Annotated in this window: 24 protein-coding genes and 1 other annotated feature; of the genes, 22 read left to right on the top strand and 2 right to left on the bottom strand. The window is 38.1% G+C overall.

What is annotated here, in order from left to right:
* The first annotated feature begins 337 nt into the window (after positions 1-337).
* The 3 genes from ACOMA8_RS07930 (at position 338) to ACOMA8_RS07940 (ending at position 2,292) form a co-directional block, all read left to right on the top strand.
* Entirely contained in the window at positions 338-784 is a 447-nt protein-coding gene (locus tag ACOMA8_RS07930) for a DUF3139 domain-containing protein (RefSeq protein WP_421369859.1), read from the top strand.
* Between the two features lie 266 nt (positions 785-1,050).
* On the top strand, positions 1,051-1,722 hold the full coding sequence (locus tag ACOMA8_RS07935; RefSeq protein ID WP_421369861.1) for a Type 1 glutamine amidotransferase-like domain-containing protein: 672 nt from the start codon (positions 1,051-1,053) through the stop codon (positions 1,720-1,722).
* A 96-nt stretch (positions 1,723-1,818) separates the two neighbouring features.
* Positions 1,819-2,292: a hypothetical protein gene (locus ACOMA8_RS07940; protein ID WP_421369863.1), complete on the top strand. Its 474-nt coding sequence runs from the start codon at positions 1,819-1,821 to the stop codon at positions 2,290-2,292.
* A 408-nt stretch (positions 2,293-2,700) separates the two neighbouring features.
* On the opposite strand, the gene ACOMA8_RS07945 is transcribed toward ACOMA8_RS07940, so the two are convergent.
* Positions 2,701-3,105: a hypothetical protein gene (locus tag ACOMA8_RS07945; protein WP_421369865.1), complete on the bottom strand. Its 405-nt coding sequence runs from the start codon at positions 3,103-3,105 to the stop codon at positions 2,701-2,703.
* Positions 3,098-3,310, bottom strand: coding sequence for a helix-turn-helix transcriptional regulator (locus ACOMA8_RS07950; RefSeq protein WP_161898956.1), 213 nt, complete (start codon positions 3,308-3,310; stop codon positions 3,098-3,100). Before ACOMA8_RS07950 ends, ACOMA8_RS07945 begins: the two co-directional genes overlap by 8 nt.
* Before the next feature lie 183 nt (positions 3,311-3,493).
* Here ACOMA8_RS07950 and ACOMA8_RS07955 point away from each other — a divergent pair, with 183 nt between their 5' ends.
* The 19 genes from ACOMA8_RS07955 (at position 3,494) to ACOMA8_RS08045 (ending at position 16,846) form a co-directional block, all read left to right on the top strand.
* A complete protein-coding gene (locus tag ACOMA8_RS07955) occupies positions 3,494-3,853 on the top strand; it encodes a DUF5301 domain-containing protein (protein ID WP_421369867.1) in 360 nt (119 codons plus the stop codon).
* Positions 3,831-4,040, top strand: coding sequence for a hypothetical protein (locus tag ACOMA8_RS07960; RefSeq protein WP_421369869.1), 210 nt, complete (start codon positions 3,831-3,833; stop codon positions 4,038-4,040). The genes ACOMA8_RS07955 and ACOMA8_RS07960 overlap by 23 nt, the downstream gene beginning before the upstream one ends.
* 392 nt (positions 4,041-4,432) lie before the next feature.
* Positions 4,433-4,684, top strand: a binding site (T-box leader).
* Between the two features lie 91 nt (positions 4,685-4,775).
* Entirely contained in the window at positions 4,776-6,137 is a 1,362-nt protein-coding gene (gene trpE, locus ACOMA8_RS07965) for an anthranilate synthase component I (RefSeq protein ID WP_421369871.1), read from the top strand.
* Positions 6,134-6,700 (top strand): anthranilate synthase component II, encoded by a 567-nt coding sequence (locus ACOMA8_RS07970; RefSeq protein WP_421369873.1) that lies wholly within the window; start codon positions 6,134-6,136, stop codon positions 6,698-6,700. Before trpE ends, ACOMA8_RS07970 begins: the two co-directional genes overlap by 4 nt.
* Positions 6,697-7,704 (top strand): anthranilate phosphoribosyltransferase, encoded by a 1,008-nt coding sequence (gene trpD / locus ACOMA8_RS07975; RefSeq protein WP_421369875.1) that lies wholly within the window; start codon positions 6,697-6,699, stop codon positions 7,702-7,704. Before ACOMA8_RS07970 ends, trpD begins: the two co-directional genes overlap by 4 nt.
* Complete coding sequence (gene trpC, locus ACOMA8_RS07980; protein WP_421369877.1) at positions 7,705-8,466, top strand: indole-3-glycerol phosphate synthase TrpC; 762 nt, start codon at positions 7,705-7,707, stop codon at positions 8,464-8,466.
* Positions 8,459-9,049 (top strand): phosphoribosylanthranilate isomerase, encoded by a 591-nt coding sequence (locus ACOMA8_RS07985; RefSeq protein ID WP_421369879.1) that lies wholly within the window; start codon positions 8,459-8,461, stop codon positions 9,047-9,049. The genes trpC and ACOMA8_RS07985 overlap by 8 nt, the downstream gene beginning before the upstream one ends.
* A gap of 2 nt (positions 9,050-9,051) precedes the next feature.
* Entirely contained in the window at positions 9,052-10,242 is a 1,191-nt protein-coding gene (gene trpB, locus ACOMA8_RS07990) for a tryptophan synthase subunit beta (protein WP_421369881.1), read from the top strand.
* Entirely contained in the window at positions 10,239-11,012 is a 774-nt protein-coding gene (gene trpA, locus ACOMA8_RS07995; protein WP_421369883.1) for a tryptophan synthase subunit alpha, read from the top strand. The genes trpB and trpA overlap by 4 nt, the downstream gene beginning before the upstream one ends.
* A gap of 612 nt (positions 11,013-11,624) precedes the next feature.
* A complete protein-coding gene (locus tag ACOMA8_RS08000) occupies positions 11,625-11,795 on the top strand; it encodes a hypothetical protein (protein WP_421369885.1) in 171 nt (56 codons plus the stop codon).
* A 267-nt stretch (positions 11,796-12,062) separates the two neighbouring features.
* Entirely contained in the window at positions 12,063-12,332 is a 270-nt protein-coding gene (locus ACOMA8_RS08005) for a DUF7006 family protein (protein WP_421369887.1), read from the top strand.
* A gap of 580 nt (positions 12,333-12,912) precedes the next feature.
* The gene (locus tag ACOMA8_RS08010) at positions 12,913-13,872 is read left to right on the top strand and encodes an amidase domain-containing protein (RefSeq protein WP_421369889.1); all 960 of its coding nucleotides are present in this window, start codon (positions 12,913-12,915) and stop codon (positions 13,870-13,872) included.
* Between the two features lie 13 nt (positions 13,873-13,885).
* Entirely contained in the window at positions 13,886-14,287 is a 402-nt protein-coding gene (locus ACOMA8_RS08015; RefSeq protein WP_421369891.1) for a hypothetical protein, read from the top strand.
* Between the two features lie 288 nt (positions 14,288-14,575).
* Entirely contained in the window at positions 14,576-15,028 is a 453-nt protein-coding gene (locus ACOMA8_RS08020) for a hypothetical protein (RefSeq protein ID WP_421369893.1), read from the top strand.
* Entirely contained in the window at positions 15,021-15,221 is a 201-nt protein-coding gene (locus ACOMA8_RS08025) for a hypothetical protein (RefSeq protein WP_421369894.1), read from the top strand. The genes ACOMA8_RS08020 and ACOMA8_RS08025 overlap by 8 nt, the downstream gene beginning before the upstream one ends.
* A 104-nt stretch (positions 15,222-15,325) precedes the next feature.
* Complete coding sequence (locus ACOMA8_RS08030; protein WP_421369896.1) at positions 15,326-15,634, top strand: hypothetical protein; 309 nt, start codon at positions 15,326-15,328, stop codon at positions 15,632-15,634.
* A 36-nt stretch (positions 15,635-15,670) separates the two neighbouring features.
* A complete protein-coding gene (locus tag ACOMA8_RS08035; RefSeq protein WP_421369898.1) occupies positions 15,671-16,099 on the top strand; it encodes a hypothetical protein in 429 nt (142 codons plus the stop codon).
* Positions 16,100-16,143: 44 nt separating this feature from the next.
* On the top strand, positions 16,144-16,470 hold the full coding sequence (locus tag ACOMA8_RS08040; RefSeq protein ID WP_421369899.1) for a hypothetical protein: 327 nt from the start codon (positions 16,144-16,146) through the stop codon (positions 16,468-16,470).
* Positions 16,471-16,507: 37 nt separating this feature from the next.
* Entirely contained in the window at positions 16,508-16,846 is a 339-nt protein-coding gene (locus tag ACOMA8_RS08045) for a hypothetical protein (protein ID WP_421369901.1), read from the top strand.
* The last annotated feature ends 34 nt before the right edge of the window (positions 16,847-16,880 follow it).

Raw genomic sequence — 16,880 nt, forward strand, 5'->3', positions numbered from 1 at the left:
CCGCGATAAAGCAGCGTTAAATACAGACTGACAAGGGTCAAATAAAAGAACGCGCTTGATATTTGTGATTAAGTGGAGCAAAAGTCAGAAAACTATATGCTAAACTGTTAGTGTAAAGTTGGAATTCGAGAAAAGGTCTGGTGTAAGAAATTTAAAAAATGCCCGCTTGAGTATGTCGAAAAAATTCTTTAGTCTGCCAATAGCTGGATGACAAATTTCGATGCTAGAGACAGTAAAATTTAGTAGTTTCAGTCCAGTTGCATTGCCAAATCTACATAGAGAATCCTCTATAGCCAAAAAGTGCTTGCCTATTAAACAAGAAATAGGAGGAAAAGATATGAAAAAGTTTGGCATCTCTGTTGGTTTAATTGTCGTTTTAACCTTAGGATATTTGGGGTATTCAATCTATCAAAAGAATCAGGCAGATGAGAAAATCACTCACTATTTAGTTGAGCAGGGGCTCCCCGAAGAGCAAATCATAACAATAAGTGAAATTCGCTATGATGAGAAGCCGGGGGTATATAAGCAATATTCCAAAAGAATTACCACCAAAAAAGATACCGAAAAGTGGCGTCAAGAAGTTATAAAAGCAGGCGTATTTCTGTCAGGAGAAAAACTGCAAAATAAAGAGAGCCTAACCACTGAAAATTGCGAGTTGGCGTATTACTGCGTATTAGATTTGAAAAACAATCGGGTAACAGTTCAGTACGTAATTTCAGGAGACGGAACGACCGATTCGCAGAAAATAAACGCACAATTTGCCTACCCACTTCTAGGTAAATGAAGAGCTGCAAAAAGGGTCAATTGCTATTAAAGAGGCATCTCCAAATCGCTTGTGACATGTATTGTAGTGGGAAGCGCACCTATAAACAAAGCGGGAAAACGAAATGAATCATAAGTGGATACTTTAGGTGGTGTTTCAAAAGCCAATTGTTTTGAAAAATTGCAGAGAAGTAATATTGCTTTACCAATGGCAGTAAAAATTGATAGTGCACGAATCAGTCCTAACCAATGAACTGGCATAAAATGAATAGATAAGGAAGCGGTAGAATGACCAATATTTTAATGAGTCTATTTTCTAAAAAAGAAGAGTGGAGTCAAGGACTAGAAACGTATCTTGCTGGCAAAAAAGTATTCATCTTGGCCTTTTCCTTTGCGGCAGAATACATTCATTCTTCAGAAGAGTGGGACCGCGCTTACAGCCGGCCGGATGGTTATTATTATGCTGGCATGTTGGAAGCATTGACTAGTTATGGTGTTGCAGAAAAAGATATCAGTTGGGGCAATTATTTTGAAGACACTTCCAGACAATTGCAAGCAAAGATTCATGAGGCGGATGTTCTCTTTTTACCCGGTGGAGCACCAGATGAGTTTTTCAACCGCCTAAAAGAAAAAAAACTCATAACTACTATTCAGCAGTTCACGGGAACGATTATCGGGTTTAGTGCAGGTGCCATGGTTCAAATTCAAGAGTTCCATATTACTGAAGATGAACACTACAAAGTATACAGTTATCATGACGGATTAGATTTGATTACAGAATTTGATGTTGAAGTCCATTTTGAGACAGAAGACACCATCATGCAGGAAAGTATCCAACGCTGCTTGGAAGAAAAGAAAAATGTTGTCTATGCCATAGGAAATGATGGTGCAGTGATCGTTGAAGGAAAGAGTATTGTAACTCTTGGCAATGTAAAAAAATACAAGAGACAATACCACTAATAAAAATATATCACTATATGTATATTCTATGCATAATGATTCTTGGAGCTCGCGAGCCAATCTTTCAAGTCTCGCAACAATTAGTGGGGGTAAAATATGAATGAGCAAAATGAAGTATTAAAAGAGTATCTTTATACCAATTTTTTGGTTCATGAAATACAAGGTGAAGACCTTTTTACTCACCAAGAGGAATATGAAAAGGACAATGCCGCAAATTCATACATGAATACAGCGGGTTTAAAAGCGAGTGAAATTTCTTTTGTGATCTTGGCCTTAGAAAGGACAAAGGCGACTGAAAAGTATTTTTACGAAGAATTTGGGTATATCAATATCATGGCTCCTAAAGGTGAAGGTGCAGAAACACAGCCGGAATACATCGTCATATTTCTGGCGAAAAACTTTCCCTATTTCTCAGTAACCAGTTCATTATTATTTGTAGAACTAAATGTTATGAGAGGCGTCGATGACAAAGAGATTCAAGAACGGTCTATAAGATATTTGGAGTATCAAAGTCATGTGGGATTTTTAAAAGAGTATCGAGAGCGTCTAAATGAACTAAACTTGGAATAGATAATACTCAGTAGGAATCCACATAGATTATCATGGAATTTTTCATTTAAGACCTATTCCGACAACATCAGACCTATTAAATAATAATTGCACACCATCTAACTAAGGAGAAGGGAGGAAGCAATATGTTTCTATATGTACTGCTAGGAATAATTTCAATAATCACGGGAGCGCAGTTCTATCTATTTTCCAAAATGCTGGGGATCACTCTTGTCCCGTCGATACTGCTTATTATTGTTGGAATACTTTCAATCTTAATTTCGTTTATTGTATCTGTGAATGGGGATTCCAAAGATTCAAAGAATGGAAAAAAATCGTAGTGATGGTTAAGGGTTCTTAACTGTCTTAGGCATAGATTGCCGCCTCTTTAAAGGTAGGCAATCTGTACTGTCAAATGTAGCTAAGTAATCAAGGGAAAAAGCGAACGTAGACTTCGATACCTGCAATGCCGAAAATGAAAAGACATAGACCTAGGGCTACCTGAGTAATTTCCACCGTAACTATTCCCTGAAAGGTTAAATAGGCCAGTAATAGGGTCACCGTAACTGTGGAGCACCAACACCAGATATTAATTAAGGTATTGCGTTTTTGATGAAAACGTTCATCTTTGTATCTGGATTTGGTGATATCTTTTTTTAACCATACTACTAGTGACAACCCAATAATCGTCCCAATCCACCAGCCAGGTTGAAAAACGGACAGTGACGTCCCACCGCGTCCGATAGTAAGACCTCCCAAAGTAGTACCAAAAATTACCGAAGCAATGGTAATGATGAGCTGTTTGATTTTGGATAAATGATCTCTTTTATTCATTTTCATCCTCCTCCAGTTGAAATATCTGTTCGATAGTCACACCAAAAAACTTAGCCAGTAATAGCGATAATTCCAAACTGGGATTATACTTTCCAGACTCAATAGCATAGATTGTCTGACGGGAGACAGACAAGGCGATTGCCAGATCTTCTTGTGAAATTCCAGCAGAATTTCGGAATTCTCTGATTTTATTTTTTACTAGTATGGTAAGACCTCCTTGAGTGATTTATTAGTAAAGATATCTTTGCTTTTTTCGGGTAATCTTCTTAGTGACATCAGAGGAAAATATGGAAGCTTGAGAAAAAGAGATTCAATCGAGAAAAGTGTAAAGAGTAAATGACCTATACTTTTATTGATAGGCAATCATCTAAATTAAAGAGGCTGAAGTATGAAAAAAAGAGTATGGATCTTTGTTTCAGTGATTGTTGTCGTAATTGCAGGTGCTTCGTATTTTTATTTTAGCAGACCTCAATTAGAGATAGCCAAAAGTCAAGAGGTTCAAAAGGTAGTTGTTGAACCGGGAAGTAAGAAATTATCACAGCAAGACGCTGAAAGCATTTTAAAAAAGATTAGGGAAGCTAAGAAGACTTTTTCATCAAGTAATACAGATCAGCCAAATGTAAATAAATACTATACACTTAAAATTCTCGATACTAAGGATAGTGAGGACACGCTATATGTCTTCGAAGAAAATGGCAAAGTCTATATCGAGCGACCATACGAAAATGTTAGCAATTATGGGGAATGATGATTCTTGGAAAAATAGTGAAGAGAAGGTTTGTCAAATTCGTGCGTGTATCACAGAAATGGAGCGTATCACTAGCCGTCCGATTAATGGGAAAGAGCGACCTATTAAGATTGTTTATCCAGATGGATTTATTGGTAGAGCGAGAAATGTCAAAGAAGAGTCCTTTCAATTTGACTGTTCAAAATAAAATCCATAGTGTATTTGATAAGATTACTTGGCCAATTGAAATAGACAAGGAAGTAAGTAGATAAACTTGTCCATTGATTCTGAGTACTTTTATGACTATTGCGAAATAACTATTCTCGAGGAGAAGTAAAAATTTCTACTAATCAAAAAAAGAGTAGAATCAATTGAATCTTTTATTGCTCAAAGCGATAAATAGAGGGTCTAACGATGGAAACCTTTATTTTATGGAAAAAAATACCGAAAGATACAAGAACAATTATGAAAATCGGTTGTTATGACAGTAGTACTAAATAAATGACTAAAATACTTAAAATCTAGTGTAGAAATAAAATTCAGAAAATTCTTGACTTGTATCTGTGACAGATGTAGAATCATGCTTAATAAATTAATTGAATAGATAGCATACAAAAGAGGAGTAGCTTTTTCGACGCTTTTCAGGGAGTTGACGGTAGGTGCGAGTCAATAAGCTAGAAATTGTGAATGGACTTTTGGCTGGATTATTGAACAATAGTAGGTAATCTCGGGAACTCCCGTTATAGAGGAAGGTTGTTGTTGGACGACTGATAAAGATATTTATTTTGTGCACTCTTTTCTTGTACAAAGTAAATAATTGAGGTGGTACCGTGAATAACTTTCGCCCTCAAGTCAGCCTAAGCTGACTTGAGGGCTTTTTTTATTTATCGGATTCATTCACTTTTCCAACATCTGTACTGATAAAAAAGGAAGGATGAGAGAAATGAGAGTCATAAAGACAATTAAAGGGGATCACTTAACACCTGTCGCGATTTTTCTGCGACTGCAAGGACCAAAAAAGGTCATGTTAGAAAGTGATTCGCGAGGTAAGAAAGCTCGTTACAGCATTGTTGGAATTGATCCGGTAGATGAATTGATTTATCAAGATGGACAGTTTTCATGTCACAGCTATCAAAAGTTCATAGATGATCCTTTAGCTGAACTAGAAAAAGTTGTGATTAAAGAAACAGAATTGGCAGAAAAGTTACCATTTCAAGGAGGGGCTATAGGGTATGTGGCCTATGATGTTGCCGCATGCTATGAAGATATAGGGATTATTCCAGAAGATGAGTTACAGATTCCGGATATGCATTTTTATCTGTATGATCTATTTGTAATTTATGATCATCAAACAGAACTGGTACATTTTGTTCATACGGATATTTATCAGGAGATTTCGGAAGTGAATATGAAACAGCGAATTGATACTTTGATTGCTGATCTTCAAAGAGTAAATCCTAAAGAATCAATTGTCAGTAAGAGCTTCTCTTTACAATATGCCAGTAATACTTCACAAAAGGAATTTGAAACGACTGTTAAACGCGCAAAAGAATTAATAACTGAAGGTGATTTATTTCAAGTAGTGCCAAGTCAACGCTTAAGGGCGGAATTTCTGTTTGATCCCTTTGAATATTATCGACATTTAAGAAGTTCGAACCCCGCTGCTTATATGTATTATATGGACTTTGGTGAATATCAAGTAATTGGTAGTTCACCGGAAAGTCTAGTAAGCGTTAAAGATGGAATGGTCACGACTAATCCGATTGCTGGTACACGTCCTCGTTGTGATGACCCTGTAGAAGATGACCGTTTAGCACAAGAGCTTTTGGCTGATCCTAAAGAACGGGCGGAACATATGATGTTGATAGACTTGGGACGCAATGATATAGGCAAGGTTAGTCAAGTTGGGACTATTCAGGTTCCGCTGAAAATGGTGGTAGAAAAATATCGCTATGTGATGCACATAGTCAGTTTAGTTACTGGTCGTTTGAAATCAAGCTTAACGATTATGGATGCCTTGCGAGCCACGCTACCAGCTGGAACTGTGAGCGGTGCACCTAAAATACGCGCGATGCAACGTATTTATGAATTTGAAAAAGTGAAGCGCTCCGTTTATGCCGGTGGGGTAGGATATGTCTCCTGTAACGGCGAAGGAGATTTTGCAATTGGCATCCGTACAGTTCTGATAAAAAATCAAAAAGCGTATGTTCAAGCCGGAGCAGGGATTGTTTCCGATTCCAATCCAACTAATGAATATCATGAAACACTTCAAAAAGCCAAAGCCTTGTTGGAGGTAGGAAAATGATTTTACTAGTTGATAATTATGATTCTTTTACTTATAACCTACGAGACTATTTAGGAAACAATCAAGTGATCATTCTTCGAAATGATGATCCTACTCTCCATTCAGTGGCAGAAAAAGCCAGTGCAATCATTTTTTCACCGGGACCGGGTAAACCTCAAGATGCTGGTAAAATGGAAGATTTGATTCGTTGTTTTTACAAGACGAAACCTTTACTTGGTATTTGTTTAGGCCATCAAGCAATAGGAGAAGTTTTTGGTGCACGAGTCGTTGCTGCTCCTGAAATCTTTCACGGAAAGATTTCAGAGATGAGGCACAATCAAAAAGATCTTTTTGTAGGACTGGCCAATCCATTGAAAGTAATGCGTTATCACTCTTTAATGTTGCAGTCGGAAAGCTTGCCTCCTTATCTAGTAGTTACCAGTAGGTGTGGTGATGTGATTATGGGAGTTAAGCATCGAGATTATCCACTATATGGCTTGCAATTTCACCCTGAATCGATTGGTACTGAGAGTGGGAAACAGATTATTGATAATTTTTTAGCAGAATTGGAGGAAAGAAAATGAAAGAAATCATGGAACGCTTATATTCAGGACAAGATCTCACAGAAAAGGAAATGACCCAAGTAGCAGAGTCGATGTTTACAGGAAATTTATCGGATAGCCAAATTGGGGCTTTTCTCGGCTGCTTAAAACAAAAAGGAGTAACAGCCGTTGAGATGGCTGCATTTGCTCAAGTGTTACAAAAGGCTGCACTTCAAATTCAAAATATTCCTCATGGGACAATGGATAATTGTGGCACGGGCGGTGATTATTGTAACAGCTTCAATATTTCTACCACAACGGCATTTGTTTTGGCTGGTGGGGGAATTTTCATGGCGAAACATGGCAATCGCAGTATTTCTTCCCGCTCAGGCAGTGCAGATGTTCTTGAAGTGCTGGGTGTTCAGTTGAATTCGTCAGTTGATAGAATCAGCTATTTCCTAAATGAGGTTGGAATTGCTTTCTTGTTTGCTCCAGCGATGCACCCAAGTATGCGTTATGTTTCTAAAGTTCGTAAGGAGCTGGCAACACCGACCATTTTAAATTTGATAGGACCTTTAACCAATCCGATAGTGTTAGAAAATCAATTAATGGGAACTTTTGCAGGCCATTTATTAAGAGAAACAGCTGAAACGCTAGGACGGATCGGTCGTAAGCGAGCAATTGTCGTTCACGGAGCTCATGGAATGGATGAAGCCAATCTTTCTGGTGAAACTCACTATGCATTGTTTGATAATGGCGTGACAGAACATAGCTTCGGTCCAGAAGAGATCGGGCTGCCTTATTATCCTTTAGAAGCGATTGTTGGAGGAGACGCCCAGAAAAATGCACAGATTTTACTGTCAGTTTTAAACAATGAACCATCACCATATCTAGATACAGTTTTGTTAAATGCTGGGTTAGGTTTCTATACCAAAGGAGCAGTCTCTTGCATCAATGAGGGCATTGATAAAGCACGACAGGTAATTGCCTACGGTTCAGCAATGGACAAATTAAATCAGCTATTGCGGCAACAGGAGGTAGCGTAAATGGATTTCTTAGCTCGTATTTTGCAGGAAAAACAAAAAGAAGTAGCTGTAATGCCCTTGGAAGAAAGGCTGCCAGTTACAAGGCGACCGAATCTCTACTCGAAAATGCAAAAGTCTACTCAACAGATGCAAGTAATTGCAGAAATCAAACGTGCCTCACCATCAAAAGGAATTATCAATCAAGAAGTGGACATCATAAAACAAGCAAAGACTTATGAAAAAGCTGGTGCAGCTGCTATTTCAGTACTGACAGATCCAGTTTTTTTTAAAGGGAATATTCAAGATTTAAGGTTGATTGCAAAGACTGTAAGTCTGCCCATATTGTGCAAGGATTTTATTATTTCGGAAAAACAGCTGCTTCGCGCGAAAAACGCAGGAGCCAGTATTGTGCTATTGATTGTAGCTGCTCTAACTGAAAAACAACTCTATCATTTATTTGAAAAAGCTGTAGTGCTTGAATTAGAAGTATTAGTAGAGGTTCATAATCTAGAAGAACTGCGACGAGCAGAAAAGTTAGGTGCTTATTTGATTGGTGTAAATAATCGAAATTTGATGACTTTCGATGTCTCGATTGAAACTAGTGCTTTGCTATCACCACAATTGTCAGATCGTATTTACATTAGTGAATCTGGTTTTAAATCAAAAACAGATGTTCACCAGGTAACTGCGAGATATCAAGGAATATTAGTAGGAGAGACTTTGATGCGTAGTGAAGATGTGGCAGAAAAAATGAAAGAATTACAGGTGTCTCGCTGTGGTTAAAGTAAAAATTTGTGGTTTGATGGACCAATTTACCGTTGAGGCTGCTTGTGACATGGGCGCGGATTTTCTAGGTTTTGTATTTGCTAAAAGTAAACGTCAAGTGACACCTGAAGCAGTAGCAGCCATGACTATCAATGTACCAAAACGTGTGAAAAAGGTTGGAGTATTCGTCTCTCCTAAAATTGAAGAAGTGAAAGAAACGATAGACATTGCCAAATTAGATTTGGTCCAAATTCATCAAGTCATTCCTGCAGGTAGGTTACCCGTACCATTAATTGCTGCACAAAATGGCGAAACATCAGATGGGACTCTACCATTTGGTGCGGATTACTTATTATTAGATGCGCCATCCCAGGATTTCGCAGGGGGCAATGGAAAGACTTTTGACTGGCAAGCTTTGGATGTGTCGACACTTCCTCAAAAGCAGCTAATGGTTGCAGGAGGGTTACAGGTGAACAATGTAGCCTCCGTAATAGACCATTTTCAACCGATTGCTGTAGATGTTTCTAGCGGTGTCGAAACAAATGGTATCAAGGATTTGGAAAAAATAAAAGCATTTATTGAAAGAGTAAAGGGGAGATAACTATGTATAATCAACCGAATGCAGCAGGTTTTTTTGGAGAATTCGGGGGACAGTTTGTTCCAGAAACATTGATGTATGCTGTAAGGGAATTGAATGAAACCTATCAAGTAGCAAAAGACGATGAGGATTTTCAAAAGGAATTGACTTACTACTTGAAGCAATATGTAGGACGAGAAACACCTTTATATTACGCTGAGCGACTGACGAAACACTTAGGAGGAGCAAAGATCTATCTTAAGCGGGAGGATTTGAACCATACAGGGGCCCACAAAATTAACAACGCTTTAGGACAAGTTTTGTTAGCAAAAAAAATGGGTAAAAATAAAGTAGTTGCTGAAACGGGAGCAGGACAGCATGGGGTAGCTGCGGCAACAGCAGCGGCTTTGCTTGGAATGGAATGTATCGTTTTTATGGGGGCCGTTGATGTTAAACGCCAAGAATTAAATGTTTTTCGGATGGAGCTATTAGGTACCAAAGTAGTCAGTGTTACCAGTGGATCGGGTACCTTAAAAGATGCTGTAAATGAAGCTCTACGATACTGGGTAGCACATGTGGAGGATACTCATTACGTCATGGGCTCAGTTTTGGGCCCTCACCCTTTTCCGGAAATTGTTCGAGACTTTCAGAGTGTGATTGGCAAAGAAGCACGGCAACAATACTTGGCTGCGGAAGGAAAGTTACCTGATTTAGCGGTTGCTTGCGTGGGCGGAGGTAGTAATTCAATGGGGCTTTTCTTCCCATTTCTGGATGATTCCGTGCCACTTTTAGGAGTAGAGGCTGCTGGAAAGGGACTAGATACGGGAGAACACGCAGCACCTATCAATGAAGGAAATATGGGTGTGTTACATGGAGCACGCATGCATTTAATGCAAGATGAGGATGGGCAGGTAACTGAAGCTTACTCGATCTCTGCGGGACTAGATTATCCTGGGGTAGGGCCGGAGCACTCCTATCTATATAGTACTGGACGAGCAAATTACGCAGTAGTAGATGACGAGGAAGCGCTAGCTGCGTTTCATCTATTGACACAACTAGAGGGAATCATACCTGCTTTAGAAAGTGCTCATGCGATTGCAGAAGTTATTAAGATCGCTGGTGATATGCCACCAGAATCTGGAATCCTTGTTTGTCTATCTGGTCGAGGAGACAAAGATGTAATGCAGGTTAAAGAAAGAATGGAGGGGGAAGAATGAAAAAAACATTAACCGTTTATCTCCAAAATAAGAAAGTAGCTCACAGCTTGTTTGTTCCTTATATCATGGCTGGTGCAAACGGGCTAGATAAACTAGAAAGTGAAATCCAAATGTTGGCCGCTAATGGCGCGGATGCGATTGAAGTCGGAATTCCCTTTTCTGATCCAGTGGCAGACGGTCCGATAATTCAAGCGGCAGGAATCAAATCTCGAAAGTTAGGCACAACTTTCAAAAAAATTATACAGAAATTGCAAGAATTCCAATCTCCTGTACCATTGATACTAATGGGGTATACTAATTCCTTCTTTACTTATGGCTTGTCTCAGCTATCAAAGGATTTGGCAAATACCCAGGTAAAAGGCGTAATCATTCCTGATTTACCCTTTGAACATCGACAATTAATCAAGCCAACACTGGACCAGGCTGATATTGCCTTGATTCAACTGGTCACGTTAACCAGTTCAGAGGAGCGAGTAACCGAATTATTAACTGAAGCAGAAGGTTTTGTCTATGCAGTGACGATTAATGGTATTACCGGTACAGATGCTAACTATCAGGATAAGCTGGAACATCATCTGAAAAAAATCTGTCAAAAAGCCGATATAGCCGTTTTAGCCGGATTTGGAATTTCTAGTGCAGAACATGTTCAGCAATTCAATCAACTGTGCGACGGCGTAGTGATCGGCAGTCATATTGTTGACTCCCTAAATCAATCCGGAGTTGAGAAAACTGGTCGGATGTTAATGGAATTGTTTTCTAAAATAGAATAATAAATCCAAATATCGAAACCAAAAAAATGATGTTTAAATCCCATAATATTAAATATTCGATATACTTTATTGCACTCTAAAACTAAAGATAAATCGGTTAGTCCTGCAAAGAAATAACCGAATATAAGCGAGTAATGACGTCAGTAATTCTCTGGATAGAAGATTTTTTGAAGTCTGAAGTCTTTACTCGCTTTTTAAGGTGTAGAATACGTTTGAAATTAAAAGTTTGTGGATCATATCATCAGACTTCACAATAACTGCTGAGTTACGTTTTTTAATCTCTTGAAATTGGAATCGTCGTTACAAAGCTTTTCTTGTGAACAAATCGGCTTCAAAAAAATCGAATGGAGAAAGTGATGTCTATCTTGTACGGAATTCAGGGAATTTTTGTTTTACTTCAACTTTGCTTAGTGTTATTGCTTCACAGCAACATTTCTTTGGATAGTAGTCATATTTATAATAAAGATTGGAATCGATATTATACATAAATTTAAGAGAGGACAGTAGACTATTGAATGATAGTGGGGCTACTCTTGTGACTGTAGTCATGCGTTAACACTCGTTGGATTGAAAGTTATAAAAATAAGATGATATATAAAGGAGGGAGAATATTTGACAGAATATTATTGGGATTTCACGGTGGAAAAAGCATCAAAAATTTTGTTACCTAAATATACTAAAACTTGTATGTTTTTGAAAATTTATACGTTTGATGAATTGCAGGTAATTAACCCTATGGATTTTAGACAAGTCGTTTCAGAGTTAAACAAAATTGATATATAACTCGAAATATTATTTTTCTATATCTCATTAGAATTAGAGGAAATTGAACATTTTTCTTTAGAACATGTTCGAGGCTGCATTTCCAAAGATTATCAAGCATATTTTTTATGAAGTTCTAGATAGAGAATCGACAAGCTTATTTAAAAACTGCTCTCTGATTTATACACTAGATAAACCAGTGACAGATTTTATTTGGAATAATTTTCCAAAGCAAGGTGTTCTATTAAGTCATTCGGGGTTGAAAAATCAACAGGAATAGATTTTTTTGTGAAACAAATGAAAATCGAATCTATACAAATGATTCAAAGACTAAATATAGAGAATTTTAACGAAATCTATTCAAAGATTTTGATGATTGATTCAAAGTTTCGAGAATTGCTTTCCCATTCTGATTATACTTACGGAGATTATACTTTTCGTAATTCAAAAGAAATGATAACTACAATTAATCATGATGCTTTTATATTTCATGAAGAATCATTTCGTTATATTTTTCTTTTAGATGGGAAGTATTCTCTACGATGTCAGATAGAATGATAAATTTCAGGAAAACAGTTTGAACTTCATATAAAAATTGCTAATGCAATTATCTGAGAGAGGCCGACTATGCAATCAAAACTGTACCCATGTCTCACATTTAAAAATACCAAGGAAACGTTGCATTATTATGAAACAGTTTTTGGTGCGACCAAAATTTCTCGACTAGCACCATCACCCGAACACGAAAGATACTTTGGACTCCCCGAGGGTTTAGATGTTAGTAGTCTAACTATACACGATGGATTTTTAGTTTTAGGAGTAAAAGTACAGTGTTTGAATAATTTTTATGGAAACTTGCTGTTTGGAAAGCAAATCACGTTACAAATTGACATAAGATTCAAAAAATCGCTATGACTGATATTACATAAATGTAAGCGGTTTTAAAAGTGTGGCGAGGGTATGCTAAATCATAGAAAAACATTTCACAAAGATAGATAAATGTGTTTTCTGTTAGGTGTTTGCTCGGCATAGAGAGGGGGAAATAGCTTGAAAAAATTGGGATATATTGAGTTGTATCAGTTATCTGATGACATCCAAGAATCGCTTTGTAGATGGATTAGTTGAGAGAAGTAATTTTATGAAAAAAATATTTAAATATTGTGTATCTATCGTTGTTCTATTTCTTGCTCTATTTTCTATAACAGTTACTGACAGTAATGCATCTGAAAAGGCGCCCTCTACTGGAGAAAATGACAATACGATGAACATGACCATTGGAGAAATTGAGAATCGATTGTTAGGTTACTTGCACAGCACGGGTAGAGATTATTTTGTAGGGTCAGAGGAATTGTCATCATACTTGTTGAATCAACTGTTGTCTGAAAATGATGAAAACTTAAAGACTGTAGATCAATATGATAATATACTAGCGTATGCCGCTGAATATATTTATAGAGAATCACTTCCAAGTATAAATGGTAAACAACAGGATATTACAACCGTGTCTAGTTGGACTTTAAATGATATTCGAGATGAAGTCAGGACTATGGAGGAAGAAGCAACAAGTCAACCTATGGCTAGAGCTGCTTCGAGATCATTTACCTATGATAGAGTAAAGGCAGTAAATTATGCACTAAAATATGCAAAGAACTATAATAAAAGTTATGTAAGCTTTTCAGGGTCTGGCGGGGATTGTACCAACTTTGCATCGCAAGTTTTGAGAGCGGGCGGTGCAAAAGATGGGAAAACCGGATATCCAACAAATTATGACTGGTCTTATTCTCAAACAAGTACAGGGGCAAAGGCATCTGTTGCTTGGATTAATGCCAACACATTTCGACTATATTGGCAGATGAATGCGAAAAGTGTTACAAAGCACACAACCAATGGTGGGGCGTCCAAGAAAGCTGTTAAGGGTGATATTTTGAGTTATGTTTTGAAAAAGACGGGGCGATCTTGGCATAGTGCGATTGTTACAGGTAAAACGGGAAATGTACTTTATGTAAGTCAACACTCTTCTGATAGAAAGAACGATAACTGGGATAAAATCGGAATAAGTTTTAAAGAGAATGATGTATATGTAATTAAACCTGGCTGATTGGAGTGATAGTATGAAATTGTCGCGATTGGCATTTACATTTTTGGTCACCTTTGGAATCACTGGGTGCTCTTCACAACTAACGGAGAAAATAGGTAATTCTGAAAAATACTCAAAAGAGGAGATTGGTTCTGCTATCAATGAAGTGGTCAATTCATATAGCCAATATTTGGATAGTGGGGGACTACTATCAATTGAGTACGATGAAAAAGAGTCGAACCAGTTAGTTGTAAATTATTTACCCATGTTAGATATTTCTTATCAAAATAAAGAGAACATAATTTTCTTGAACTCAACAATAAAGACTGGGAAAGTTCAAGGAGCTTTAGATTCTTACACAAAATATGATAATTATTATTGGGTGTTAGAGGGCCCAAAAACATGGAAAATTATTTATGCAGGTTTCAAGAACTAATGATTTTCATATGCAGTTAGTAGAAATTTCAAAGCCTAAAATTCAAATCATGTTGGAGGATATCAATAGGTATCCTCCAATTTTGGTTTAAAAACATCTTTGTAGTGCAAAATACGGCCGTTCAGAGAAACAAAGAAAATCTGGGTAGGTACCGAGACAAGGAGTTTCGTCAATTTTCTTAAAAAGGAGAGATTAATATATGCAAACTTTATAAGTTGTAGCAGAAAAAGAAGAGCAGCATTGTTTATTTAGCATGACATACTATTTGTGAAAACGGGGGGATTTGTGATGATTTGTCGATATTGTAATAAAAAGGTTTTGAAGCTAGAAGGGGGCCAGTATCACTGTGCCAATTGTGAGCTGGATTTTTTTGAGAACCAACTGATTGAGTCCAGGTCTGGATTGTATCGAGAACCGACCGTCGAAACAGATCCGTTCTTTTTCCAATACACGACGACAAAAGAATTATTGCAGATGACCTATGTAGAATTGCTGTCTCGGCTGAAGCTGGCGCGAGGCGTCTATCGTGAGTTGAGGAAAAAAGTTTATGGCCACATTAGCCAAGCAGATGACCTGGATTGCGAGAACCTGAAGGCAGTCACTTCGGCAAAGCTTGTCATTGAAAATATTATGATTGAAAAACATGGCTATTATCCCGCCAGCGTGTTTGAGTCTGTTATAGATAAAGAAGTTTTGAAAAATAAAAAACAAATTCGAAAGGTGGAAAAAAAGCATGGTTAAATTTGAGGATCAACCGAAGCAGGGGTATACAGGTATCCGGACGCTAGAAACGATTGCGAGTGTATTTGAGGATATTCAGGCCAGCGGTGACATGGGACAGGGCGAGAAGAATTTACGATACTTGCAGCTGATGAATGAGTTGGAAGAGGACCACGGAGCTATGATTGTGAATCCGATTGAAGCGGAGCTATGATTGTGAATCCGATTGAAGCGGAGCTGAATTTGCCTGCGGTCGAATTGTACCGGAAGGTTTCTCATGCCCGGGGATTTTAATTGGAATTTAAGAGGTGTACAAGAGTGAATAAATCGAATGAAAGCACCTTTTTGCCAGACTATTTAGTAAAAGACCATACTGTGCTAATTTTAGATCCAGCAAACAGCCTTCACGGTTTTTTGAGCATAGAATCGACCGACAATCATTTTGTTTTTACAAATGATATCAACCTGCTTAAAACTGTCCCGAAAATTATTGCGGATGAATTTTCAGCTGACATTCGTGCTTGGGCGAGCGACTTTATTCCGGTGATCAATAAGGATTCTGGTGAAGTATCTGAACTGGATTCAGACGAACTTCAAATCGTATTTTCTGCGGTAGAGTGGGGTTAAGCGAGAGTGTTAGGATAGCAGCTGGAGGTAGAATTTATGGTGAAATGCTATTGTGAAGCTGATCTACTAGAACAGCTTCCGGAGAACGTGATTGAAGAAGATTTTCCAATGCGGAGCGTGGGAGATTTGCTTGGGCACCTGGAGCGTGCCCAACCGATGATGTGGGTGTCGGTTTATGTACCAGAATATCAAGCGGTGTATGGTATCCATCGAGAAACCTTGATTTCTACGGGTAAAGACCATAGTCGGACTTCAACGCCAGTTGCTTTGTTAGAGGCGACAAAATATCAATCAAGTGAACATATCTTTGCTTCGGAATTTATGGCGCTTTTAGAAGGAAATGTAGCCCCAAAAAATCGAGAAGGCTATGAGTTGCAGCTGTTTGAGCGGAAACGTGGGACGTTCATGTTGCGTCGATGGCAGATGATTGGAGATCAGCCAGTTTTAATTGCACAACGTGGCTGATTACAATATAAAGAGGATTGCTCTGTGAGTTGAGGTGATTTTTATTGGATGAAAAGCAACAAAAAAGACACATACGGAAGAAAATGCTAGCAATCATGGGTGATGATGATTCCTGGAAAAATAGTGAAGAGAAGGTTTGTCAAATTCGTGCGTGTATCACAGAAATGGAGCGTATCACTAGCTGTCCGATTAATGGGAAAGAGCAACCGATTAAAATATACTATCCTGATGGACTTGTTGGAAAAGCAAGGAATATCACGGAAGTTGCTTTGCAATTTGGCTGTTCAAAAAATACTATTGAACGTAGCTTGATAACAGGGGAACCGGTGACGAGAGGATTAGCGAAAGATGTGATATTTAGAGCTATCTAGTGCCTAGTACCCTTCGTAAAAATTGGGTGGTGATCAATTGGATAAGAGAGAGGAAAAGCGACAAATCCGAAGGACGATGCTTGCAATCATGGGTGATGATACATCTTGGTTAGAACAGGAGTATAAAGTCTGTCAGGTACAGGTGTGCGTGTCTGAATTGGAAGCAATCTGCGGGAAATTCTCAGCGTGGGATCGCTCTCGGTCTATCTTGATTACTTATCCTGATGGGTCGGTTCAACAGGTGGAAAGTGTGAAAGAAGCCGCAAGTCACTTTGGTTGCTCCAAAACAACAGTTGCTCGCTCCCTTGCAACTGGTGAGCCGGTACTAAAGGGTTCTGCAAAAGGAGTCACTTTTATAGACGCTGACGGCAGATAATATAATTAACTAGAAATAATTGAACAAAGAAAAT

Source organism: Enterococcus infantis, assembly GCF_049166715.1.
GTDB classification, from domain to species: Bacteria; Bacillota; Bacilli; order Lactobacillales; family Enterococcaceae; genus Enterococcus_C; species Enterococcus_C leclercqii.